The organism is Nocardia sp. NPDC051929, from assembly GCF_044548645.1.
Taxonomy (GTDB): Bacteria; Actinomycetota; Actinomycetes; order Mycobacteriales; family Mycobacteriaceae; genus Nocardia; species Nocardia sichangensis.
On record NZ_JBIUCG010000039.1, the window covers coordinates 12620 to 35690 of the forward strand.

Annotated in this window: 20 protein-coding genes; 9 read left to right on the forward strand and 11 right to left on the reverse strand. The window is 69.2% G+C overall.

Annotation, left to right across the window (positions count from 1 at the left end; all coding sequences use genetic code 11):
- Positions 1 to 34: 34 nt before the first annotated feature.
- From ACIHAX_RS36130 to ACIHAX_RS36165, 8 genes are read right to left on the reverse strand one after another with little or no spacing between them, the layout of a single operon-like run.
- Positions 35 to 3031 carry a hypothetical protein gene (locus ACIHAX_RS36130; RefSeq protein ID WP_397282122.1) on the reverse strand — a complete coding sequence of 999 codons (2997 nt, stop codon included), beginning with the start codon at positions 3029 to 3031 and terminating at the stop codon, positions 35 to 37.
- A complete protein-coding gene (locus ACIHAX_RS36135) occupies positions 3028 to 4686 on the reverse strand; it encodes a hypothetical protein (protein WP_397282124.1) in 1659 nt (552 codons plus the stop codon). Before ACIHAX_RS36135 ends, ACIHAX_RS36130 begins: the two co-directional genes overlap by 4 nt.
- Positions 4649 to 5209: a DUF4913 domain-containing protein gene (locus ACIHAX_RS36140; protein WP_397282126.1), complete on the reverse strand. Its 561-nt coding sequence runs from the start codon at positions 5207 to 5209 to the stop codon at positions 4649 to 4651. Before ACIHAX_RS36140 ends, ACIHAX_RS36135 begins: the two co-directional genes overlap by 38 nt.
- The gene (locus tag ACIHAX_RS36145; protein ID WP_397282128.1) at positions 5206 to 7212 is read right to left on the reverse strand and encodes a type IV secretory system conjugative DNA transfer family protein; all 2007 of its coding nucleotides are present in this window, start codon (positions 7210 to 7212) and stop codon (positions 5206 to 5208) included. The genes ACIHAX_RS36140 and ACIHAX_RS36145 overlap by 4 nt, the downstream gene beginning before the upstream one ends.
- 3 nt (positions 7213 to 7215) lie before the next feature.
- Complete coding sequence (locus ACIHAX_RS36150; RefSeq protein ID WP_397282130.1) at positions 7216 to 7473, reverse strand: hypothetical protein; 258 nt, start codon at positions 7471 to 7473, stop codon at positions 7216 to 7218.
- A complete protein-coding gene (locus ACIHAX_RS36155) occupies positions 7470 to 7670 on the reverse strand; it encodes a hypothetical protein (protein ID WP_365335743.1) in 201 nt (66 codons plus the stop codon). The genes ACIHAX_RS36150 and ACIHAX_RS36155 overlap by 4 nt, the downstream gene beginning before the upstream one ends.
- Positions 7670 to 8005, reverse strand: a complete 336-nt coding sequence (locus tag ACIHAX_RS36160; RefSeq protein ID WP_397282133.1) for a hypothetical protein — start codon at positions 8003 to 8005, stop codon at positions 7670 to 7672. The genes ACIHAX_RS36155 and ACIHAX_RS36160 overlap by 1 nt, the downstream gene beginning before the upstream one ends.
- The gene (locus tag ACIHAX_RS36165) at positions 8002 to 8328 is read right to left on the reverse strand and encodes a hypothetical protein (RefSeq protein ID WP_397282135.1); all 327 of its coding nucleotides are present in this window, start codon (positions 8326 to 8328) and stop codon (positions 8002 to 8004) included. The genes ACIHAX_RS36160 and ACIHAX_RS36165 overlap by 4 nt, the downstream gene beginning before the upstream one ends.
- Positions 8329 to 8522: 194 nt before the next feature.
- Here ACIHAX_RS36165 and ACIHAX_RS36170 point away from each other — a divergent pair, with 194 nt between their 5' ends.
- The 4 genes from ACIHAX_RS36170 to ACIHAX_RS36185 all read left to right on the forward strand — a co-directional run bounded on the left by ACIHAX_RS36170 (position 8523) and on the right by ACIHAX_RS36185 (position 12478).
- Complete coding sequence (locus ACIHAX_RS36170; protein WP_365335749.1) at positions 8523 to 9263, forward strand: GntR family transcriptional regulator; 741 nt, start codon at positions 8523 to 8525, stop codon at positions 9261 to 9263.
- Entirely contained in the window at positions 9260 to 10093 is an 834-nt protein-coding gene (locus ACIHAX_RS36175; RefSeq protein ID WP_365335751.1) for a methyltransferase domain-containing protein, read from the forward strand. The genes ACIHAX_RS36170 and ACIHAX_RS36175 overlap by 4 nt, the downstream gene beginning before the upstream one ends.
- Positions 10094 to 10175: 82 nt before the next feature.
- Positions 10176 to 10382, forward strand: a complete 207-nt coding sequence (locus ACIHAX_RS36180; protein WP_397282138.1) for a hypothetical protein — start codon at positions 10176 to 10178, stop codon at positions 10380 to 10382.
- A gap of 392 nt (positions 10383 to 10774) precedes the next feature.
- Positions 10775 to 12478 carry a hypothetical protein gene (locus ACIHAX_RS36185; RefSeq protein WP_397282140.1) on the forward strand — a complete coding sequence of 568 codons (1704 nt, stop codon included), beginning with the start codon at positions 10775 to 10777 and terminating at the stop codon, positions 12476 to 12478.
- Positions 12479 to 12505: 27 nt separating this feature from the next.
- Here the strand turns inward: ACIHAX_RS36185 and ACIHAX_RS36190 are convergent, their stop codons facing one another.
- The gene (locus tag ACIHAX_RS36190; protein WP_397282141.1) at positions 12506 to 13456 is read right to left on the reverse strand and encodes a ParB/RepB/Spo0J family partition protein; all 951 of its coding nucleotides are present in this window, start codon (positions 13454 to 13456) and stop codon (positions 12506 to 12508) included.
- Positions 13456 to 14175, reverse strand: a complete 720-nt coding sequence (locus ACIHAX_RS36195) for a ParA family protein (RefSeq protein WP_397282144.1) — start codon at positions 14173 to 14175, stop codon at positions 13456 to 13458. Before ACIHAX_RS36195 ends, ACIHAX_RS36190 begins: the two co-directional genes overlap by 1 nt.
- Before the next feature lie 391 nt (positions 14176 to 14566).
- On the opposite strand from ACIHAX_RS36195, the gene ACIHAX_RS36200 reads away from it, so the two are divergent.
- The 4 genes from ACIHAX_RS36200 (at position 14567) to ACIHAX_RS36215 (ending at position 20852) form a co-directional block, all read left to right on the forward strand.
- A complete protein-coding gene (locus ACIHAX_RS36200) occupies positions 14567 to 16036 on the forward strand; it encodes a hypothetical protein (protein ID WP_397282146.1) in 1470 nt (489 codons plus the stop codon).
- 59 nt (positions 16037 to 16095) lie between these two features.
- A complete protein-coding gene (locus ACIHAX_RS36205; protein ID WP_397282148.1) occupies positions 16096 to 18018 on the forward strand; it encodes a hypothetical protein in 1923 nt (640 codons plus the stop codon).
- Positions 18019 to 18415: 397 nt separating this feature from the next.
- Positions 18416 to 18979, forward strand: a complete 564-nt coding sequence (locus ACIHAX_RS36210; protein WP_397282150.1) for a MobC family plasmid mobilization relaxosome protein — start codon at positions 18416 to 18418, stop codon at positions 18977 to 18979.
- Positions 18980 to 18989: 10 nt separating this feature from the next.
- The gene (locus ACIHAX_RS36215) at positions 18990 to 20852 is read left to right on the forward strand and encodes a relaxase/mobilization nuclease domain-containing protein (RefSeq protein WP_397282152.1); all 1863 of its coding nucleotides are present in this window, start codon (positions 18990 to 18992) and stop codon (positions 20850 to 20852) included.
- A gap of 435 nt (positions 20853 to 21287) precedes the next feature.
- On the opposite strand, the gene ACIHAX_RS36220 is transcribed toward ACIHAX_RS36215, so the two are convergent.
- Entirely contained in the window at positions 21288 to 21629 is a 342-nt protein-coding gene (locus tag ACIHAX_RS36220) for a hypothetical protein (RefSeq protein WP_397282154.1), read from the reverse strand.
- 37 nt (positions 21630 to 21666) lie between these two features.
- Between ACIHAX_RS36220 and ACIHAX_RS36225 the strand changes: the two genes are divergently transcribed.
- Positions 21667 to 22929, forward strand: a complete 1263-nt coding sequence (locus tag ACIHAX_RS36225) for an IS630 family transposase (protein ID WP_397282156.1) — start codon at positions 21667 to 21669, stop codon at positions 22927 to 22929.
- Positions 22930 to 23071 lie beyond the last annotated feature (142 nt).

A 23071-nucleotide genomic window follows, 5' to 3' on the forward strand; every position in this document is an offset into this window, starting at 1 on the left:
ACCCACCTCGTTCAACGACGCGAGCCCTGCGGCTTCACGACCGTCCTTGGCCGCGTTTGCGCCCGAGGTCCACACCCGAGCCCTGGCTGGTGCGCCGCGCTTTGGGCGCCTCACCGGGGGCGGTGGCCGCGCCGCCGGGGCGGGCTTGGGCGAGGTCGGCCAGCAGCAGCGCGGTGGCCGATTCGCGGTCGACACCGAGCGCGGTCAGCTCATCCACCAGCTGCTCGCGGCGCGACTGGCTGTCCCACCCCGGGACAGTCGCCCGCGTCTTGGCCTGATCGGTCTTCTGCCGCCGCACGGTCGCGGCCGCGGTGATCGCCTCGGTCTCCAACCGGCGGGTGACCGCGGTGATCTGCTGACGCGCATCGCGGTCGGTGACCCCGGCCTGGTCGAGTGCATCCGACAGCGCACGCCGGTGGGCGGCCAGCGCGTCGGGTTGAGCGTCGCCGTTGACGAACGCGTCGGTGGTGTCACGCGTCAACCGGTTGACCGCGCTCCATACCGGCTCGTAGGCCTTGGCCTGACCGTCCTCGACCTGATGCCCGGCCGCGGCGAGCGCCGCCACGACCGCCGCGCGGGTCTCCTCGGCGCGGCGCTGCGCTTGTTCGCGGGCCTCGTTGCGGCGGATCCGGTATTCGGATTCCTTGTCCGCCCACACGGTTTTCGGATCCGGGCCGGTGCCGGGCGCGTCAGCGTCGGCCAACGCGAGCTTGATCGCGTCGCGTTCGATCGGGGCCAACCCGGAGCCCTTGGCCTTGGCGGCGGACTCGATCTCCGCACGCAGCTTGGCGGCCTTCTTCTGGTCGGCCTCGATCTGGGAACGAGCCACCCGCACGTAGTCGGTGATCTTCTGCCCCAGCTGGTCCTTGTCGACTGCGTCCGGCCACAACGGCGGGAACTCGTGCCCTGGTGCGGCTTTGATCGCCTTGCCGCGGGCGCGGGCGGTGTCGCGGTCGGCTTCGGGCAGATCAGCGACCAGACGGGTCAGCTCTGAGACGACCTGGCTGGTGTCGGCGCCGCGCGCCAGACGGGCCTGGTACTCCATCAGCGCGGCGTCCATCTTCGCGCGGGTGTCGGCGTCGGCACCCCAGTTGGCCTGCCCGATCCCCGCGCGCGGGTCGGCGGTCAGGTAGTCCAGCGCGAACAGCACCTTGTCCTGGGCGGCCTGGTCGGCCTCGGCGAGCAGGAACCGCACCCGCGCTCGAGCGGCCTCCTGCGTGGACTCCACACCCGGCGCGGGTGGGGTCGAGCTGCGGCGCATACCCAGCGATTTCGCCGCCGCCTGCGTGTACTCCTCGATCGCGGCGTACACGCCCTGGCGCTGATCGGGGTTGAGCGTGGGGATCTCGGCGGTAGCGTTGATCGCGTACTTCTGCGCCAGCCTGGCCCGATTCATCGACGCACGGTCGGAGTAGGCGTTGTGCACCATCCGCTCGACCGCGTCCTCGTCGCCGCCACGCGACAGTTCGTCGACGTCGACGTTCCAGCGGTCGCGCAGCCCGGCCGCCAGGCTCTGGCGGACCTGTTCGGCTTTCGCGTCGTCCACGCTCCAGGAAACGGCCTCATACCAGGCTTCGACGACGTCGTCGGCGCTGGCGGTCTTCCACCAGTTGTCCGATCCCGCGCCATCGAGGGAGGCGTGCATCGCCTTGCGTTCGGCTTCGAACCGCTGCGCGGCCAGCTCCGCGTCGGCGGCGGCCTGACGCGCCGCCACCTCCATCTCGCGCATCCGGCGGGCAGCGGAGGCCTGCGCCCACTGGGTCATCATGCTCAGCAACATCCGCGTGAATGAGGCCATCTCGCGGGCGGCGTGGTCGATGTCTGCGGCGTGGTGTTCGCTCACAGGGGTTTCCTCCTCAGGGGTGATGTCGTCGTCGGCCGGATCCGGCGGCGGCTCGTGCTCGTAGTCGGGGCCCGGCTCCAGGGGTTGCGGTGCGGGGCTCGGGTCGGGTGCGGTGGCGTGCTGGCGTTGCGGCTCTGCCCGCTGTGGTTGGGCGTGGTGGAGGTGGCCGGCGGGCGGTGCGTTGAGCGCGCCCGCCAGGACCGAGGCATCGACACGGACGAACTCGTCCAGCTCCACCCCGTGCCCGGCGTCGATGTGCTCGGAGAGGTCCTTGCCGGTCGCGGCCTCCACGACGAGCAGCTCCTGCACGCGGCCGGTCAGCATCTGCGCGACCTGGGCGGCGTGCCGGTACCCGGCGGTGTCCTTGTCGGCCACGATCACCACCCGCGCGGCGCCGCGCAGCTGGTGGGCGTGCTCGCGGCGGAAGCTCCCGGCTCCCATCGCGTTGCAGGTCGCGACCAGGCCCGCGGCGCGGGCGCGGTCGGCGTCTTTCTCGCCCTCGACCAGCCAGATCGTTTCGCCGTCGGCGACGCCCTGGCGCACCTCGGGCAGCTGGTAGAGCACCGGCGCGAACCCACCGCCGGACCAGCGGCCCCCGGCGTCGCATTTGCGCTGCCGGAACTGCTTTTCGATGCCGTTCTCGTGCGGGATATGGATCCGCACAACCTCACCCAGCGGGTTGCCTCGCTCATCGGTGTAGCTGTAGATCGCGGCTTGGCGGCGCGGGCCGGTCACCTTCCCCAGCCGGTCACGACGCGACTGGAACGGGATGACATTGCCGCCCTCGCGGCCCTGACCCTGCTGCCGGTTCTCCCGCTGCCCGGCCTGGCGGGACTCACCGGCCTGGCGAGCCTGCCCCGGCTTGGGGGCGCGGTGGCTGAAGCCGCGGCGCGGAGCGTCGAACAAGTCCCGCACACCCAGGCCGACGGCGTGCAGGACTTCCTCGTCGGTGCACTCGCCGGTGAAGCACCGCACGACGGTCTTGCGCTTGTCCGGGTCGTAGATCAGCCCAAGGCTGGGGTTGTGGTCGTCATGCGACGGGCACCGGTACTTGGTCCACTCCCCGTACGACGATGCGGGACCAGGCTTGCGGCCGTTCGCGACGGCGTGAGCGTCCAGGGCTGCGGTGATGCGATCGAACGACGGCCGCGCAGCCGCGGCCGTCGTCTTCGGGTCCGGCTTGCTCACCGGGACGCCCCGCGATCGCTTCGCCCGCCGCCGAGCGCCTGCGTCAACGGGCGCCACCACGGCTGCGAGGGCTCCACGGCCTGGGTGTTCACCGGCACCGGGAACTCCAGCGCTACACCGTGGCTGGGCGGCTGGAAAGCGGCCCGGCCGACCGTGGCGCGCAACTGCGCGAGTTCCTGACGGAGGTCGGTGTAGTCCTGGCGCAGGCTCTGCCACTCCCGCAGCTGCATGTGCGCGGTTTCGACGATCGCGGTGACCAACTCGTCGCGGTCCTCACCCGCCAGCAACTGCGGCGCCAGAGCGGGGTTCTCGATGATCCACCCGGCCGTGATCGCCACCTCCGCCTGCTGCCGCGAGTCCCGCTCCGCAGCGGGCCGGTCGGCCGCCGATCCGGTGTGGGTGATCGCTTCGCCGCGCAGCGCGGTGATCTGCTCGGCCATCACGTCCCGCTCGACCGCCTCGACGTCGCCCTCCCGGGCTGCCGCGGCCTCGACGGTGCGGTTGCGGGTGCTCACCCACTCTCGGTAGGCGTTCGGGTCGGTGACCACCTGCCAGGCGCGGTTGTCGCGCACGAGAGCGGCGTCGTACTCGCCCGAGGCCAGGCTGGCGACCACCCGCTCGGCGCGGCCGGCCTCCGAGACGGTCAGTACGTCGGTGGCGCGGGCGGTGACCAGGATCGCCTCCGCCGCTTCCACGAACCGCAGCTCCCCGCGGTCGAGCAGATCACGCGGCCGGGTGAGCAGCGTCTGCTCCATGAACGGGTCAGCCGCACTGCACAGTTGGGCGAAGGCCTGCTCCACCCCGGTGCGGTCCAGCAGCTCGTAGTCGCCCGGGTGCAGGCTGTCGGGACGGAACGGGCGCAGCCCGGCGGCGTCGACGAACTCACCTCGCTCGTTGGTCCAGCCGCTGCGGTCGCTGGTCAAATGCCCCACGATCCGCGTCGCCCGCGAGGTCAGCCACGTCTGGTAGGCGTCCGGGTCGGTGGCCAGCTGCCAGGTGTCCTCCCCCGCCAGACCCCGCACGTCCTCGAAGTTCACCGCCGCCGCGACCAGCCGATCCAGCCGCGCCGCCTCACCGGCGGTGACGACGTCACTGGTGCGGATCGTGGACACGACCGCGTCGGCCATCTCCCGCAGCTGGCTTTCCCACCGCGCCGCACCACCGTCGGCCTGGTCGGGGTCGGTGCCGACGTGCTCGACCAGCTCAGCGACCGTGGCGCGCAACGCCTCTCGGGTCAGCGAGAAGTCGTGGCCGCTGGCCTGAACCGGCCGCAGCCAGATCGCGTCGGGGAAATCCGTGGTGGGCGCGAAGGCCTCGACCCACGCGCCGGGGTCGGCGGCGGGGTTCTCGGTTTGCGCGCTCATCCACGCCTCGTACAGCTCGGCATCGGCGACCCGCTCCCAGGCGTAGGCCGAGTCCGCGCCGTCGAGCAGCTCGGTGACCACGACCTCGGCGCGAGCGGCCTCATCGGCGTGCAGCATCTGACCGGCCCGCACCGCGGCGAGGATCTGCTCGCCCAACCCGAGCGCAGCGTCGTCGATCGCGTGGCGGGTTCGGCGCGACAGGTCGTGGATGGCGTCGATCAGCTCAGCCCGACTCCGCAGCGACGACATGGCGTCAGCGGCCTGTGAGGCGGGCGAAAAGGCGTCCGACATGGGTTGTCCTCCCGGTTGTTGTGGTGGAGACAGCCCCGGCCTCGGTGAAGGCCGGGGACGACAGGACCGCGCCGGGCGAGGCCAGCGGCAGCGGCTTGAGTTGGCCGTTGATGAAGTGGCCTTTGACGGAGCAGAACTTGAAAGGCCCGGCGGGGTCCATGAGCCGGGTCATGTGCGGGTGGCAGTGATCGCGCCACCACACCGAGATGCCGGTCTTGCCGTCGAGGCGGTAGTGCTCCCACGCCCGCCACATGGCCTCGAACGTCGAGGTCGCCTCCGGGTGCTTGAGGTACCAGGGGCACCACGCGTTGGAGGTGACGTCGTCATCCACGTGCCGCGCGTACGTCGGGGCCAGCCAATGAGTGACCCACTCGATGTAGTTGGGGAAGCACGGCTGCGGCGGCTCCTCCCCGCCTTGACCGCCCTGCCCGGTCGGGGCGGGGTCGGCGGCTTCCATCTCGTCGACCTTCGCCAGGACCTGCCGCTTGAACAGGTCCTCGCCGTCGTCGGGGAACTGGCTCACGCCGCTCCCTCCTCTCGCTGCTCGTCGCCGCCGAGCACCGGCGGCAGCTGGACGGGAAACAGCGCTGCCGCAGCCTTTGCGGTCTCAGCGGCAGCGGCCTTGATGTCGGCCTTCACCCGAGCGCCGTAGGGGCGATCCCAGAACGGGACCGTCGCGCACAAGGTGGCGGGGAAACCGCTGCCGAACACGACCATCCGGCCGCGCGGCAGCGCCTGAATGTCGGAGACGGTGAGGGTCTGGCGCTCGGTGAGGCTGCGCGACACACTGCGACCGGAGCTGGAGGTCGACACCGAGCCGGTCAGCTCGTGGTGGGAACCGACCGCTTCGGCGCGCTCCCGCAGGAACGGCACGTCGTCCAGGCCGGAGCCGAGCACGCGCACGTTCGCCGCGCCCCACAGCGCCTTCATGCCGCCGGGGCCCCAGCAGCGCTCGCCCTGAGCCCAGGACTGCAACACCGTCAGCACGACGATTCCGCGTGATCCGTAGTGGCTGTAGAGCTTCGGCAGATCCCGCCAGCGCACCACGTTGGCGGCCTCGTCCAGCACCGCGGTCACCGGCGTCGGCAACCGGCCACCGTGGGCGACACCGCGCTGCACGGACGCCTCCAGCACCGCGGCGGTCAAGGCGTTGAGAATCGGCCCCGCCGACCCGGCGCCCTCCATACTCAGCAGATAGAGCGTGTTGGAGTCCGACCACGCGAACGAGCGGTGATCGAAGCGCCGCCGACCCTCGCCGTGCTCGATCCACGGCCGCAGATCCGGGGACTTGATGATCCGCGCCATCTTCCGGGCGGTGCCGAACACACCCGAGCGCTGCTTGGGGTCCTCGTTGTACATCGCGAACAGACCCTTGGCGGCCATGTGGTGGCCCGCGAGGTCGAGGATCCGGGCGGGTTCGGTGTTGGTCTCGGCGGTCAGCCACTCCCACACCTGCGAGATCGGGCGATCCGACAGCGCCGCCGCCAGCAGCAGCTGCGCCAGCAGATCCTCACCAGCCGGGTCGAAGAACGCATCGCGCTTGGCGTCCTGGCCGTCGTCGCCGTCGGCGAAATGACCCGCCAGCCGCGCGGCGCGCTCCTCGGCACCCCACACCAGCTGCGGCTCCGCGTCGCGGTCACCGATGCCCTGGGGCTCATCGACGAACACCGGGCCGTCCTCGACGACATGCAGTCCGGCAGACGGTTTCGGCAGGTCCGGGCGCTGCTCGGGCGGGATCACATACGACAGCGGGTCCCAGCTGAACGGCTCCGTCGCACCGTTGATGCGCTGGGGGTCGAACACGAAACAGTCGCCGATCTCCTCGCGCATCTTGCGCGTCGCGGTGACCACGTCGTTCTTGTTGCTGGTCGTGATCACCGTGCCCGCTGCCTCCAGCACCGCCGGAATTACGCGGCTGGTCGACTTGCCCTGACGGGGTCCCCAGATGTCGACGTGGAGGTCTTCGAACGACCCGAACAGCCACTGCCGACCCTCGATCGACACACCGATCGCCACCCCAGGCCGGGACGGGATCCGCTGCTTGGCAGCAGCTTCCGCGTTGGGGAAGGCCACCTTCAGCCGCTTGGCGGCATCCGAGGCAGCGCGAGCCATCAACGGGGCCAACGCGGCACCGCGGCCCATGAAGCGGGCGCGGTCATCGATCGGCAGCCGCTCAAGCTTCGGCCGCCGGCCACTGCCGCTGCCGATGCGCTGCCAGCTCTTCGTGCGCACCAATCGGGTGCACACCGCCGTGAAGCCCAGCGCCGCAAACGATCCGCCGACCAGGCAGCACGCCGACGCCGTCGCCGCACCCGACCACACCACATCGCCCATCACCGTCATGTGCGCGGCCAGCGACAGCGGATTCCACGGAACGTCCTGTTCGGGGCCACCGAAGAACGGCGCCATCCGCAGCGACAGCGACGCCCCCAACGACGTGGTGCCGATCGCGGAGACCGCGATGAGTTCCTTCCACTCCCCTGCGGCGCCCGCGCCTTGCGCCGGGTCCTTGATGCGGCGATCCACTGATCAGCCCTGCCTTTCCACGTCGAAAAAGCGGCCGACGACGACGCGAGTCGCGCCGTCGTGGCCGTGAATGGTTTGGATGTCCTCAAGGCAGGCCGCCTCGACGGTCGTGCGGACCGCGCCGCGCCAGCGCATCGACACCGCGCCGTCGGGCCAGATCACGCCGTCAGCGACCACACCCGTGCCGGAGAACCCGGTCACGTCGACGTCGCGGTGCAGCTGGAAAACCCGCACACTCGTGGCCGTTTCGGTGTTCGTCACTGCGCACCCCCGTCCGGAACCGCCGAGGTGGTGGTGCGCAGACTGCAGAACGGCTCACACGGGCCCAGCGGGCGCGGCGTCGCCGGTGCCGAACCGTCATGGCCGGGGAACGCGGCCACGACCAGCAGCAGCGTCAGCACCGCGACCGTCAGCACCGTCGCGAAAGCGCCGACCATGTGGCCGATCCCGGAACGCATCACCGGTCCAGCCCCATCGCCCGCTCCGCCGCAGCACCAGCCCGCATCGCCGCCAAGCCGACCGCTTCCGCTGTGGTCAGTCCCAGCGCGGCGGCCCACCGGCCGATCTCACGCTCCTGGCCTGTCGCGGAGTTCACGGCCGCGACCTTCATCGCCGCGAGCGCCTGATCCTTGGTCAGCTGACGACCCGGCAGGTAGTCCACGGTCCATCGACCGTTACCGGCATAGCGGGCCATGTGGCCGGTCTGCTCGCTGGACATCACGTGCCGACCCACATGCACCGTCGCCACCGCAGGAGCCGACACCGCCCGCGCGAGCAGCTGCGTAGCGTTCATCGCGACCACACCGCCCACTCGGCCGCCGTGGTCGGCCACTCCGATTGCATGCAGCGGATCACCGCGTCCAACACATCCAGCCCCAGCGGCCGCGCCTGACCGGCCAGCAGCTTCCACACCATCGCGGTGTTCGGGCTATCGACCCACAGCAACTGGTCCCACTCGGCCACGATTTCGGCCAGCGTGAGACCGGCCACCGCCTGCACTCCGTTGACCAGGCGATCCGGCGCGAACGAAAGCCGGAACACCCCCTCCGACATCTCGTAGGCGACGTGGTCCGACCGCGTCGCGGTCAACCACTGCCCCTCTCGCCGAACAACCATCAGGCCTCCTACTCATTCGTGTGCGCGCTGTGTGCGCGTCGCGCACACGATTGAGTATGACCGTGATCGCTATCACGCACAAGGGCGCACACGAAGGGAAAAAGACGAGTTGTGCGACGCTGTGATCCATAGCGCGCACACGCGCACACGAGTGTTAGCCTGGGCTGGATCGATACCTAGACAAGGAGGTCGTTGTGACTCCGCATCTGCAGAGGCCCGAGCCGGTCTACATGCAGCTCGTGGCTCACTACCGCGATGCGATCACCAGCGGTGATCTACGCGAGGGTGAGCGCATGCCGAGCGTGCGCGAGATCGCCGAGCAATGGCAGGTTGCTTACACCACCGCCGCGAAGGCGATGCGCCAGCTGGCCGCCGATGGGCTGGTCTCAACCAGCAAGCAAGGCACGATTGTGGCGTTTCTTGAGAACGGCACCTTCAGCCCAGCTGATCGGCTGCGCTCGGTACAACGGGGCCGGGTGATCTACCCGCACGGCGCTTCGAAAATCATCTCCGCTGAGTTGACCACTGCTCCGCAACACGTCGCTGACGCGATGGGCATCGAGCCTGGCGATTCAGTTGTCCGCCGCGAACGCGTGACTAAGCACGGCGACGTGCCAGTCACGTGGTCAGTGACATGGATGCCGGGTGAACTGGCAGAAGCGGTCCCAGAGCTGCTGGATTTGCAACCGATCCCCGGCGGACAGGGAACCGTTGGCCTGCTCAAGGAGAGGACCGGACGCTTTCCGGACACCAACGCCGACAGCTACCGCCAATGCGCGGCACGGGCCACAGCCGAAATCGCCGAGCACCTCGGCATCGCCGAGGGCGATCCTGTGCTGCTGGGTGAAAACCGCTGGCCTGAGAAGTCCGGTGCCGTACTGGAATTCGGTGAGTACGTAATTCCTGCGGGTCACTGGGTCACTGTCACGAAATGACGCACCAGGTGCCAGACTCCGGGCAGCCGCCGGTAGATGCGGCGATCGCTTCAAACAAGGCGCTCTGGGACGAATGGGCCGCCATCCACGCGCAGGGCAGCTGGTACAACCTCGACGCGGTCCGGGCCGGAGCTGACAAGCTACGGCCCTACGAGGTGGCCGAAATCGGAGAAGTCGCCGGCCTCTCCCTGCTACACCTGCAATGCCAGATCGGCACAGATTCGGTGTCCTGGGCCCGCCGCGGCGCACGTGTCACCGGCGTTGATATCTCTCCTGTCGCGATCCAGATCGCCACAGATCTCGCGCGTGACGTGGGCGTCGACGCTCAATTCGTCGTCTCGGACGTGATGCGCCTCGACGAAGTTCTGACCGGCCAATGGGACATCGTGTATGCCTCTCGCGGCATTCTTGGCTGGCTGCCCGACCTCACCATCTGGGCGCAGATCGTGAGCCGCTTCGTCGCTCCAGGCGGGTTCCTATACCTCACGGACGTGCATCCCGTCGCCAAGACTCTCGATCCGTCCACGCCGGAAGTACGTGTCAGCCAACCGTATTGGCACCGATCCGAGCCTTTTCGACATGCGGTGCAGGGGTCCTACGCCGATCCGTCGGCACTCGTCGAGTCCAGTGAGAAGTATTTATGGACGCACAGCACAGGCGATCTGTTGACAGCGATCGCGGATGCTGGCCTCCGGTTGGAGTTCTTTCACGAGTTCCCTTGGCTGGATAGACAACTGCCCAGCTTGACCCAACGCGGGCAGCGAGAGTTCATTCCCCCCCATGGCATTGAGCTGCCGCTCTACTTCTCCTTACGAGCACGCATGCCTTAGACCGTTGTCCACACAGTTTGTGTGGACAACGTTGCGGCGTGTCGGCTTCGCCCCGGACCGGATTACATCTAGAAAGGTCGCTATGGCCAGACCAGTCACGCTACCGCCGACCAAAGGCGTCGGCCTGCAACTGTCTCGCGATGTAGTCGACGCGGTCCAGGAAGCGGCGAAAGCGCACGGCCTGACCCAGCGTGCCGTGTACGAGCTAGCGCTACGGCGACTGCTCGGACTCCCCGACTATCCCGGACTACCACCGAGCCACCAGGAGGCCTTGAAACTCCCGGCCTGACCCGCCCGGAGAACCCGCTCGCCCTAGTGCGGGCGTGACACCCACCCCAGAAACGGGTGAAGGCCCCCAGTTGGCGCTGGAAGGCCTTCGGTTGGACCCCGATACCCACTAGGAATCCGCTGCTTGTGCTAAGCGTGCACAAGGGTAGCAAGAGTGCGAATTCGCAACCAAGTGATACGGCCGAGGCCGCAGATCACAATTTGCGACCTGCACTCTTCCCGCTACCTGACGACGATGTTCCAGCTCCTGCCGATGCGGCTCGTGAGCTGGCTTGGGCGACTCTTGCCCCGCTCATCGCGGCGCGGCCGTCGATGCGGCTGATCGATCCCGACACGAACACCACGTCGTCGACTCGGCGGCTGACTCGGCGCCCGCCGGCTGACCCGGCCGCGGTGCCGGTCTACGACGCCGCCCGCCGCACGCGGTTGCTGGCGCTGGATTTCGACTCCAAGCGTGGCGGGCCGGTGCAGGTGGCCCAGGACGTCGCCTACGCGAAAGCGTGGCTGCGCGCATGCGGCGCGCTGCCGGTGTCCGATCTCAACCCGGCCAACCGCGGCCGCCACGTCATCGCGGCCTTCGCTGCCGGTGAGACCCACAGTCGCGACGAGATCGAGCCCGTGATGCGGTTGCTGGGCTCACGATTGCCGACGCTGGATATCGGCCTGATGCTCAACCCGCGCACGGGCGCGATCACCCCGCCCGGGTCGGCGACCCGCGACGGCGCGGTCCGCGAGCTCGACGGCGCCGTCGACGAGGCGGCGGTTGCGCTGCGCCAGGGTGCGGAGCCCGGCCTGCTCGCGCGTCTGCGGGAGTACCTGGGTGTCGGCCCCGACCACACCACCCCCGAGCAGCCTTCCACGGTCCCTGTGGAGCTGTCTGCGGACCTGTGGGAGGGCGCGGGCAGCTCGGCGCGGCTGCGCGCCACCTGGTGCTGGAGAAGCCCTCTTCCGGGCGCCGTGGAGGCGTTCGCGGTCACCGGCGCCATGCCCACCGATGGCCGTTGGCCTTCCCGGTCGGAGGCGCGTGCCAGTGTCCTGGCCGCATGCGCAAAACGTGGCTGGAGTCTCGATGACGTACGCGCTCGTCGCGATGACACCTGGCGTGGGCTGGCGGGCGCGTACGCGCATTACCGCCGCCCCGACGAGGCGCTAGCCGCTGACTGGGAGCGCATCTGTACCCGTTGGATCACAGCCAGCTCATTAGTCCGGTCTCCCGAACACAGGTCAGGAAACCTCACACCCCCCGAAGGTGCCTACGGCTCGAAATCTGCTCCGCTGCACAGCGATACCCACTCCCGCTGGCTTGCCACAGCTCACGCGTGGGTCCACCAGACTTGGCCTGGTCAGCAGCATCGGTGGACGGTGATCGCGGTGCTCGACGCACTGGCCTACGCCGCGCTGGTGGCGGGCAAGTCCGGGCGGGACGGCACACCATTGGTCGCGGTCGGTGTGCGCGCGCTGGCGGGTTTCGCGGGGTTGCTGTCGGTCGGGACGGTCGCTGATGTGCTGGCGGACCTGCGGGAGCGGCCGGGCAGCCCGATCCTGCGGATCCGCCGCGCGGTGCACCGGGAGGCTGACTGCTACAGCTTGGTCACTGCCTACAGCGGCTCGGAGCTGGACCAGGCCGTGGCGCCGGTACCAGCCGACCGCGTGCAGCTGCGGCCGGTCCACGACGCGTGGAAGGTGCTCGGACTGCACCACCGCGCGGTCTACCAGCTGGTCGTCGACACCGGCCTCACCAACGTCGCCGACGTGCTCGCAGCCGCGGGCGTCGGTCGCAGCACCGGCTACGACACCCTCGCGGTGCTCGCCCAGGCCGGGCTCATCACACGCGGCCGCGGCACCGTCTCCCCCGGTCCCGTCTCACTCGACGACATCGCCGCCGCCCACGGCCTACGCGAGGTGCGCGCCGAATTCCTCGCCCGGATCCAGCGCCAGCGTGCCCAGTGGCACGCCTGGCTCGAGCTGCGCCACCAGATCCCCGCCGACCACGACGGCGGCGCTGAGCCGACCGTGCAGCTCGCGCCGTGGGACCTGGACTCTGGCCTGGACGAGGCGATTTGGGCCGCCCAGATAGCCGCTGGACCCCCAGAATGACGCGCACTTAGTTGCGGCGACGTGCCGTCACGAAGCTTGGTTGAGGATGTGCAGGACTGCATCGAGAAGAGCAGGCTCGAGTTTGTCGCGCAGCACCTGCGCGACGTCGTCGGGTGTGCTGCTCTTGGGAATCTTGACCGCCGAAGTCGTGGAAAGACTCTTTCCATCCTCGGCACCGCTCGCAGAACCGGAGTCCGGCTCGGTGATGAGCCGGGCCGGGTCGTAGGGCTGGCCGAGTTCCAGCAGCGCCCGTTGAGCTTCGGCGGGAAGTACTGCGATCTTGAGGGCCTTCTGCACTGGCATCGCCAGGTCCGACACCATGCCCTGGAACTCGGGGATCAGGTCCAGCAGCTGGAGACGCTGGTTCACCTGGGTGTGGGAGATTCCCATCCGTTCGGCGAAGGCCCGCTTGCTCTCGCCGGTCATCGCGAGCACCGCGGCCATCTCGCCGCCCTCGCGGATGGGGTCGTAGGGCTTGCGGTGGTAGTTCTCGATGATCCCGCTTTCCTTGCTCAGCCTCGGATCGGCGAGCCGGTCATTGCGGTGCAGCGGCAGCCTGTCGACCTTCTTGTGCCGGGCAGTGGCGAGCCTGCGGTTGCCCATGATGACGACGTAGCGGACCTCGTCGGCGAACTTGTCGTGCGGATGGTGTTCCAGCCACGCCTCACGCGAGCACACCGTCACCGCCTGCAGGATGCCGAACTCGTCGACCGTCGCGGCGAAGGCCGCCAGCTCCGGATCGGCTTCCGGGTCGTACTCACGCGCCCACCGCGGGTTGTCCGGCCGGTGCGCGAACTCCGCCAGCGGCGCGTCCATCTGGGAGGCCGGCGGGGGAGCAGCGGACGCACCATCGGCGGAAACCTCGGCTCGCGTGGTGGTCAGCACCGCCGAGACGATCGCCGCGGTATCGCTGTGGGCCGTGGACGGCAGGCCACTGGATCCGCTGCGGCTCTTCTTCGGTCGCTGCGGCGCGGGCATCAGGCCGCCTCGTCCGCGCGCTGGCGGGCGAGGATCTCCTCCGCCAGGTCGTCGTACTCGCCGACGTCTTCGGGGATGAGGCCGTAGAACTCGTCGTAGGCGACTCCGCGCGAGATTTCGGTGTTCAGCACATCCAAGCCCAGCGCGTACGGGGTGTCGGGATCCAGCTCGCCGGTGTCGCTGACCAGGTTCGAGGTGAGCGCTTCGCGTGCCTCCTTGGCCTTGCCCTTGTGCGCGGCGGGGCAGCGGGTCAGCAGGACGCTGACCTCGAGCGGGGATCCGGAGTCGTTGACCGCGACGGCGCTCTGATAGGTCGGCACCAGTCGCCGCAGCTCGGCGCGGAACGGGCCGACCGGACAGATCAGCCAGTCCGCGTACAGGCAGCCGTGGGTGAAGTTCTCTGGCTGCTCACCACCGGTATCGATGATCACCACATCTGCGGCGGTCGAACGCTCGACCGTCCGGGCGTATTGCGACAGCGGCCCGTCGCTCTCGTGCCAGATCGCGAGCTGGAACGGGACCTTGTCACCGACCCGCTCCGCCTCCTGGACCCAGTCGGTCGCACCGCGCGTGCGGGTGTCGGCGCAAATGACGACCACCTTCCGGCCCCGGCGCACCAACGCGACAGCCGTGAGGATCGCGCTGGTCGTCTTGCCGGGGCCGCCCTTCAACGTCGAGAACAGGACTCGCAGGACTCGGCGGGTATCTGCCGTCGTCATGGGCTGTGACTCCTAGCTAAGCCCCGCCCCGTGGAAAGACTCTTTCCACGGGGCGGGTGCGGCGAATAGGAAGCGAGCATCTCCTGCCTCCCTACGGGACAGGGGCCGCCACCTGGCTCGATTCAGCCGAGACGATACCGCGCGGTAGTCGGCGAAGAGAACGACCACACCGGCGCATGAGCCGCTTCTCCCACGTCCACACCCCCGCTCTCGACGAAAACCCCTGGTCGCCAAGCTCACACCGCTCGCCGACCCGGCCGGTGAGCGGAGTGTCTGTCCGCTGGTCCTGACAGCGTGAGCAGGTTCGATATGTTTCGACAAAACGTTTTATTGAAACGATACAATTTGTTTTTAACGACAATACGTAACATAATTGCGGTAGAATCGAGGTATGAGCGAGCAGTCAGAGACCCCAGTCGCCGAGTCGGCAGCTGGTGAGCAGCGCGTGTGCAAGTTCCCGATCGGTCTCGACGCGGAGACCGGCGATTTCCAGGTGTGCGGGCGGGCGGTGTCGCTGGCGGCGCGTCCGGGCCGCCAGGCGAGCTACTGCGGTGAGCCCCATACGGATCCGGATGGTCAGCGCCGCACCCATGACCGGACCACCGCGTTTCAGCGGCGGCGGGAACTGCAACTGGCGGCGGCCGGTCAGGTCGCGCCGCGCCGGGAGCGGTCGAACGCGCCCCGGCCGGTGACGTCGTCGCGGGCGTCGCTGTCGGAGCTGCTGGCGCAGGTGGAGATGGTGACGACCGCGCACCGGGAGCAGCTGGGGGAGTTGGTCGGCCGGGTGCACGAGATCGTCGCGACCGCGATCGATCCGGATGCGGCGGTCGCGGAGGTCACGCAGATCCGCCGTGAGCACGAGGCCGAGCTGGCGGTGGCGAATACCCGTGCGGACGAAGCCGAGGCCGACGCGATCAGCGCCCGCCGCGAGCGTGACCGCGCGCTCGAAGATAAGGCGCTGGCCGAGGGCGCGGCCGAAGACGCGATCGCCGCCCGGGACCAGGCACGTGCCGACGCGGAGGAGCGCATCGCGGCCGCCGAGGCTTCCGCTGCTGAGCAGGTCGAGATCGTGCGCGCTGAGGCCGTAGCGCAGATCGAGGCCGCCCGCACCGAGGCTGCCGAGCAGGTCGCTGCTGCCCGTGCGGAAGCCGATGAGCAGGTCGCGGCGGCCGAGGCCGACGCCGCCCGTGCCCGCGGTGAGGCAGAGCAGGCCGGTGCACAGCGCGACGCGGCGATCGTCGACCGCGACTCAGCTCGCGCGCAAGCTGCCGAGCGCATCGCGGCGGTTGAGGCACAATCACGGGAGCGGATCGCGGCCGCCGAGCAGGCCGCCGCTGCTCGCGTCGATCAGGTCGAGCACGACGCCGCGGTCCAGATCACCGAGGCTCACGACGCTCGTGACGCCGCGGTCGCGGCGCGGCACCGCGCTGAATCCGCCCAGGCCGCCGCCGAGCAGGCCGCGGCCGATGCCCGGACCGAGGCTGACCGGCTCCGCGGTGAGCTCACCGATCTGCGCACCCAGCTGGCCGGCGCCCGAACCGAGGCCACGGATCTGCGGGGCGAGCTTGCCGCCGCCCGCGCGGATGCGACCTCCGCCCAGCGCGCGGCCGCCGACGCCGACGCCGATGCGCAGCGGCTTCGGGCCGAAGTCAGCGAAGTGCGAGCCGATCTGGCTACGGTGCGGTCGGAAGCTCGCGCCGACCGGGAACAGCTGCGCAGCGACCACGCCGCCGAGATCACCCGCATCCAGTCCGCAGCTGACGCCCGCGCCGACGCGCTCGAGCGCGCCCTGGCCGCCGCCCAGAGCACCATCTCCCGCCTGGAATCCGAACTCACACAGAAACGCCCGGGCCAGAAATGACGGGCCACAGCACCGACCAACCCCGCGATCCGCGACACCGCCGAGAAAGGTTCCCCCTGATGTCCTCCCGTTCGAAACCCCGAACCGCCCCTCCCGATGGGGACGCCCTGATCGAGGGGGCGCTGCCCGACCGGGTGCAGATCGCCCATGAGCGTCTGGCCCACCAGGACGACCCGGCGCTGCTGGAAGCATTGTCGGAGCGTGAGCTCGTCGACGCCCGCGAGTTGGCCGAGCTGGTGCGCGACCACGAACGCAACGAGAAGCGTGCGCGGATCCAGGCCGCCGCCGACGCCGCCGAACGGGTGCGGCGCACCGCCGCGCAGCTGGCCGAGCGGGAAGCCGCGGACCTGCTGCGGGCCGCGCAAGCGATCGGGGAGCAGCGCCACAGCAGCAGCCCGCACGCCAAAGTCGCTCGCCTGCATCAGCGCAAACCGCGGGTACTGGGGCTTCTGGCCGGTGTGGTCGCGTTCTCGATGCTGTTCTCCGCGGTCACGGTGCAGCAGAACATCGCCCCGACCGGCGGCGCCACCAATCCGATGTTCTGGCTGTCCTACGGCCTGGAGGCCCTGATCAGTGTGGTGCTGGTCGCGTTGATGCTGTCGACCGCCGACACCGCCGAGTGGGGTGTCATCGACAAGCTGTGGCAGGTCTACACCGTCGAGGGCGTCCTGCTGACCGCGAGCATCGCGCTCAACACCTTCCCCTACCTCCGGGAGGGAGATGTGACCGGTTTCGGTGTGCACGTGGTCGCGCCGATCATGATCGGCGTCGCCCTGGTCACCCACCGCCTGGTCGCCGAACGCTACGGCCACGCCATCGAACGAGCCACCGCCGAAGTCCCCGACCACGAGGACCTGCACGCCCGCCTGGTGGCCCTTACTCAGGTCGGTGACGCCGGGAACCAGATCCTGCCCGACATCCTCACCGCGCGGCCCGAACCCGTCCGGCACGAGGCGACGGCCGACGACATCGAGATGCCGGCCACCGAGCATCCTGCGGAGCAGCCGGGCGAGCGGAGCACCGCTACGGAGCACCCGAACGGAGCACCTGCTACGCAGCGCCCGATGGTTGCTGCTGCGGAGCACGAACCGAGCACCCCGCCCGTCGAGCAGAGCACCGTTGTGGAGCAGCCCGCTACGGAGCACCCTGCGCAGCAGCCGGGCGAGCGGAGCACTGCTACGGAGCACTCTGCGGAGCACCTTGTGGAGCACTCTGCGGAGCACGAACTGAGCAGTCTGCGGAGCACCCCGGACGCTACGGAGCACCTTGCGGAGCAGCGGAGCACCACGGCACCCGAGGCCGAATCTTCTCCTCGTGAGGTCGAGCCGGACGTCGAGCAAGCCGCGCCCGTACCCATCGAAGCGCTGGTAGAACCGGTGGCCGCCCAGCCGGACACCGAGGAGACCGAGCCTGCCGAGCAGGTTGTGGAGCACCCTGCGGCGCGAGCGATCGAGCGGCAGAGCACCGTTGTGGAGCATCCTGCTACGGAGCACTCGGGGACTGCTGCGGAGCACGAACCGAGCAGTCCGCCCGTCGTACGGAGCACTCAGCGGAGCACCACGCCCGCTGTGCGGAGCACCCTGCGGAGCACTTCGGTTCTGGCGGAGCGCCGTGCGGAGCAGCCCACGGAGCACCGCAGGGTTGCTGCGGAGCACGCTCGCGCCGAACGGAGCACCCCGCGTAGCACTCGGACCGGCGCTACGGAGCACTCCGCCGCCGCGGCGCATGGAGCACCACCGGCCGGTATCACGGCGTCGGCATGGGCGCGGGCGCACGAGGTGAAGAAGGCAACCGCAGCGCGCTCCTCGGTCGAGCAGATCGCTCAGGTGCTGACCCGCCAGGAGGAGAACCCTGAGCACGGAGCGAGCCGCATCGCTCGCGACCTGCATGTGGGATTCGCCTCGGTGAAGAAGTGGCTGGAAGCCGACACACGGATCTCCAACGCAGGCACTGGCGCCCGCGTGATCGAACTCCGGAAGTGAGGCAGTGACCTTCAGCTGAATCGCACAGTGGAAAGACTCTTTCCACGCAGGTTCCCGAAGTAGAGACGCGACCCCGGCGGGGCTTAGCCGCCGGGGTCGCGTCGTGTCTGGACCCTACCGGTCCAGCCCTCCAGCAGCCTCGAGGTGGGGGGAGGAAAGGTGCGCGCGGCCGGCGTGAGGCCCCCGTTCGCAGGTCGGCGGAGCCTCTCGGTGGCGGGCGGTTGCCACGCCCTGTCGAGTCGCGTTTGGTGCTGGTCGGAGCGATCTTGCTCCGGTACGCTCAAAATCGCGGCCCCAGCGGAGCAAGCTAACACTTATGTGCCATAAGTGTGGTCACCTCGCGGGGGCGAGGTCCACCCGGGTGCCGGGTGTCGCTGCGCTGAGCCAGGAGAGAGAGGTGGATTCCGAGGTGGTCACCCAGGTGCCGGAGCGGCCGGATTCGGCCGTGCACGAGGCGTCGACGGCCCATGCAGGTGTGCCGTCGACGCGGCGCATGCAGTCGGTGGCGCGGACGCGGAACCGGAAGCGTCAGGAGAACATCGGCGAGGGGGCGAAGCGGTTCCGGGTGACGGTGTCGGCGGCTGATGCGGTGAAGCTGGCCGAGGCCGCTGCGGAGGCGAACATGACGGTGCCGCGGTATCTGGCGGAGTCGGCGTTGAACCCGACCGGCGGCCGTACGGCGGGGGAGACCGATGAGGCGGGGCCGTGGCTGCCGTGGCCGAAGCGCAAGACTCTGGCTGGGGTGCTGTTGTCGGCGGCGGGGGCGATGGATGAGGTGCGGGTGGAGCACCTGGCGAAGATCGGCGGCAATCTGAATCAGATCGCGCACGCGGCGAACATCACCGGGACGTTGGCCGAGGACATCGACGACACCCTCGTCCAGCTGCGCGCGGTGCTTGATGACTTGGCGGCGCGGGCGGCGCGGCTGGATGAGCTGGCGCGCGAAGTGACGCGACGGTGAGGGCGGGGTCATGAATCCGAACATCAATCGTGGCGCCAAGCTCGGCGGGCTGATGGTGTATCTGCTGGGGCCGGGGAAGGCCAACGAGCACACCGATCGGCATGTGGTCGCGGGGTCGGCGTCGGTGATGCGCGCGGCGTGGTTGGGCCGGTTCGACGGTCCGGAGTCCAACCGGGCGGCGCGCGATGTGGCGTTGGAGATCGCGCGGGAGATGGATCTGCCGCGCAAGCTGCACGGCACCCGGGCTCGGATGCGGGCCCGCGCCGCGAGCGCGAACACCGGTGCGGTGGAGGTGATCGAGCGCCCGGAGAAGGGGGAGAAGGGGGTGCTGCGGGATGCCCCGGTGTGGCACTGCTCGCTGGCGTTGCGCGCCGAAGAGGGCGATCTGTCGGACGAGACGTGGAAAGCGATCGCGGAAGACTTCATGAAGGAGATGGGGTTCGTCGACCCCACCCAGGCCGGGGCGCGGTGGGTGGCGGTGCGCCACGGCCGTGCGGGCGCCGACCGCTCCGGCGGCGACCACATCCACATCGCCGCGTCCCTCATCCGTGAGGACGGCAGCGTGGTGGACACGTTCATGCGTGACCCGGTCACGGGGCGGCCGATGGGTGATTACGCGCGCTCTCAAAAGGTGGTCAACCTGCTGGAGCACCGTTACGGGCTGGAGGTGCTGGCGTCTCGTGAGGACGGCGGCGCGCTGCGCGGGAACTCGCGGGCGGAGACCGAACGTCGTGACCGCTCCGGTGGGGATCTGACCGAGCGGGAGAGGCTGCGGCTGGAGGTGCGGGCGTTGGCGTCGGCGAGCGCGACCGAGGCGGAATTCGTGCGCCGGGTCCGGGACGCCGGGATCTCGCTGCGCCCCCGCTACAGCAAGGGCGGCGAGGAGGTGACCGGGTACGCGGTGCGGTGGCGTAACCCGGCCGACATCGTCGCCGACCGCAAGACCGAGGCGGCGCGGCTGGCGCGCGGCGGAAAGCCGTTGACGCTGGACGAGCTAACGCACACCGGGCCCTGGTGCAGCGGCGGGCTGCTGTCGAAGGATCTGGCGCTGCCTGCGCTGCGGGATCAGTGGGACGACTCCCCGCAGGCGCGGGCGGAGGCGTTGAAGACGTGGAAGGCCGGCCGCCGCAACGGCGGGCAGCGTGGCCGGGAAGCGCACACCCTCGACGACCCGAAGCTGTGGACACGGGCGCACCAGGATCTACAGCGCTGGAACGACTACCTCGCGAGCATCCCGCCGGAGAATCACGGCGAATGGGCGCGTGCAGCCGGGCGCGCGGCGGGAGTGTTCGCGGCGTGGTCGCGGCGCGTGGAATCCAAACCGGGGGTGTTCGCGGCCGCGGCGACAGAGCTGACCCGCTCGGCACAGGTGCCCGCCCATCTGCGGTGGCACCCGCCCGCCGCAGGGCAGCGCCCGCCCGGGTTGGGGGCGGTAGCGGTGATCCTCATCCAGCTCGCCAAGTACGCCGATCGGAACGACCCAGCGACGGAGACGGTTCGGCTGGTCGAGCAGTTGATGCGCACGCTCGTCGCGATCGCTGACGCACACACCGCCCGCCAGGAGTTCCTTCGCGCCCAGCAACTGCGTGACCGAGCATTGGAACCCTTGCAGGTTCTGCGTGAGCGTCAGCACCAGCACGCGCAACACGAGTCCCGGACTTCGGGGATGTCTCGGCAGGAACGCATCGACCAGCAGGCAGAGCAGATGCGCGCGGCCGGGGTCGATGAGGAATACATCCGCGCCTGGCGCACCACCGCCCGCGCCTTCGACACCGACCCAGGTTCAGCCGTCACCGGGTCGGCGGCGGAGACCACGCGCCCCAACACCACCCCCGACATCAGCCAGAACCGCGACACAGGCCGAGGACGCTGACCGGGGGGCTGGTCCAGGGGGGGGGGGTGGATTACCCCCTGGACCAGCCCCTGGATTAGCGCAGGGTTTGGGTCCAGGGGGTAATCCAGGGCCTAGTCCAGGGGGTAATCCACGGGGTAATCCACCCCCTCGCAGCTCGGTGAGCTGCGGTGTTCCGTCCCGGCCCCGCACCTTCGTCCGCAGGCTCCCGATTTCTCGACCACCCTCGATCTGCGTACCTGGTTCAAGGGTGGTCGAGAAACCGGTTCGGGCCGGGACGGAACACCGAAGATTGGCGTTCGGATTCGGAGGGAGGAGTGGGGAGGAATGGCGGCGGCCGCTGGGAGGGTGCGGACGCTGCGGTTGGGCGTGCTGGTCGCCTTGGGAGGTGCTGCCGCACGAGCTTCGCTCGCTTGCCACCGGAGGCGGCATCGCACCGTCGTCACCACTTAGTGGTCATGCCCGGAAGTCTTTCGGGGGTTGGTGCTGGAGGTAGAGGTCGCAGGCGCAGTCGAGGGCTTCTTGAGGGGTGCCGCTGGGCAGTCCGCTGGGCAGGATCTGGTTGTGGTATTTGCCGTCGCTGGCGAGGTAGAGCCCGAATCCCCAGAACGAGGCCGACCCGCCGTAGCGGAGCCGGATCAGTGGTAGCCGGTCGCCATCGGCGAGTTCGCCTTCGACGTAGGCGAATTGGCTGTGGTAGCGGACGTGCAGCCCGCTCAGCTGGGGCCAGTGGTCACGGGCGTGCTGACGCAGCCGCTGGGCCAGGGAGGTTTTGGTCGAGTCCGGGATGGCGGGCATGAGGGCTATCTTGCCCGTTCCGGCGTGTCGATCACCGGTGACGGTGGTGATCGGGGGCATCCTCACGCGGTCTGTTCGAAAGATCTTGCGAGAGAGTATTTCCCGCGTGCCTGTTGCCCGTGCCCGTCAGATCGTGTTGACCGCTTCCGATCGCCGTCGGCTCAAAAAGCTGGCCTACTCCCATACCGCCGCTTACCAGCTGGTCGTCCGGGTACGGATCGTCCTGGATGCCGCGGGCGGCTACTCCAACAACGCCATCGCCCGACGTCGCGGCGTGGTCGTCGATACCGTCCGAACATGGCGTAACCGATACGCCGATCACGGTCTGGACGGATTGAAAGACCGGCACCGCTCGGGCCGGCCGCCGCGTTTCACCCCGCTGCAGCATGCCGAAATCAAAGCCCTGGCGTGTGGGTTGCCGGCCGAGACCGGGGTGCCGCTGTCGCGATGGAGCAGCAGTGAACTGGCCGCTGAGGCAGTCAAATCCGGTATCGTCACAGCGATTTCGGCGGCGACAATCCGCCGGATCCTGTCGGCTGCGGCGCTCAAGCCCTGGCAATACCAGTCGTGGGTGTTCATCCGCGACCCGGAATTCGCGGCCAAGGCCGCACGGGTGCTCGACCTCTATCAGCGGATATGGGACGGGCAGCCACTCGGCGACGACGAATACGTGATCTCCTCGGACGAGAAGACCTCGATCCAGGCCCGCTGCCGCTGCCACCCCACCCTGACGCCGGGCGTCTCGCGCATGATGCGCATCAACCACGAATACCACCGGGGCGGGGCGCTGTCCTACCTGGCCGCCTACGACGTTCACCACGCCCAAGTTGTCGGCCACTGCGCGGCCAAGACCGGGATCGCGCCGTTCATGGCCCTGGTGGAGAAGGTCATGACCAGCGAGCCCTACACCTCGGCCGAACGCGTGTTCTGGGTAGTCGACAACGGCTCGAGTCACCGCGGCAAAACCGCGTGCGACCGGCTGACCGCACGGTTCCCCAACGCGGTCATGGTCCACACCCCAGTCCATGCGTCCTGGTTGAACCAGATAGAGATCTTCTTCTCCATCGTGCAGCGAAAAGTCGTTTCTCCCAACGATTTCACCAGTCTTGACCAGGTCGAAGACCGACTCATCGCGTTCGAGCAGCGCTACAACCAGACCGCCCGGCCCTTCGAATGGAAGTTCACCCAGACCGACCTCGAGGACCTCCTAGCCCGGATCGAGCGGCACGAACAGAACGAGCACTCCCAGCAACCCACCGGCTGCGATAACCAGCCTGCCCTACAACAACCAGCCGCGTGAACCCCCAAAAGACTTACGGGCATGACCACTTAGATAATCGATCTCTATAACTTGCTCCCGGATCATCCCGTTCTGACCTGCGGCGCGGTTGGGTTGTGTGGCAAGCCCTCCCGCGAGGGAGGGCGCGGCAGCCTGGGCGGGG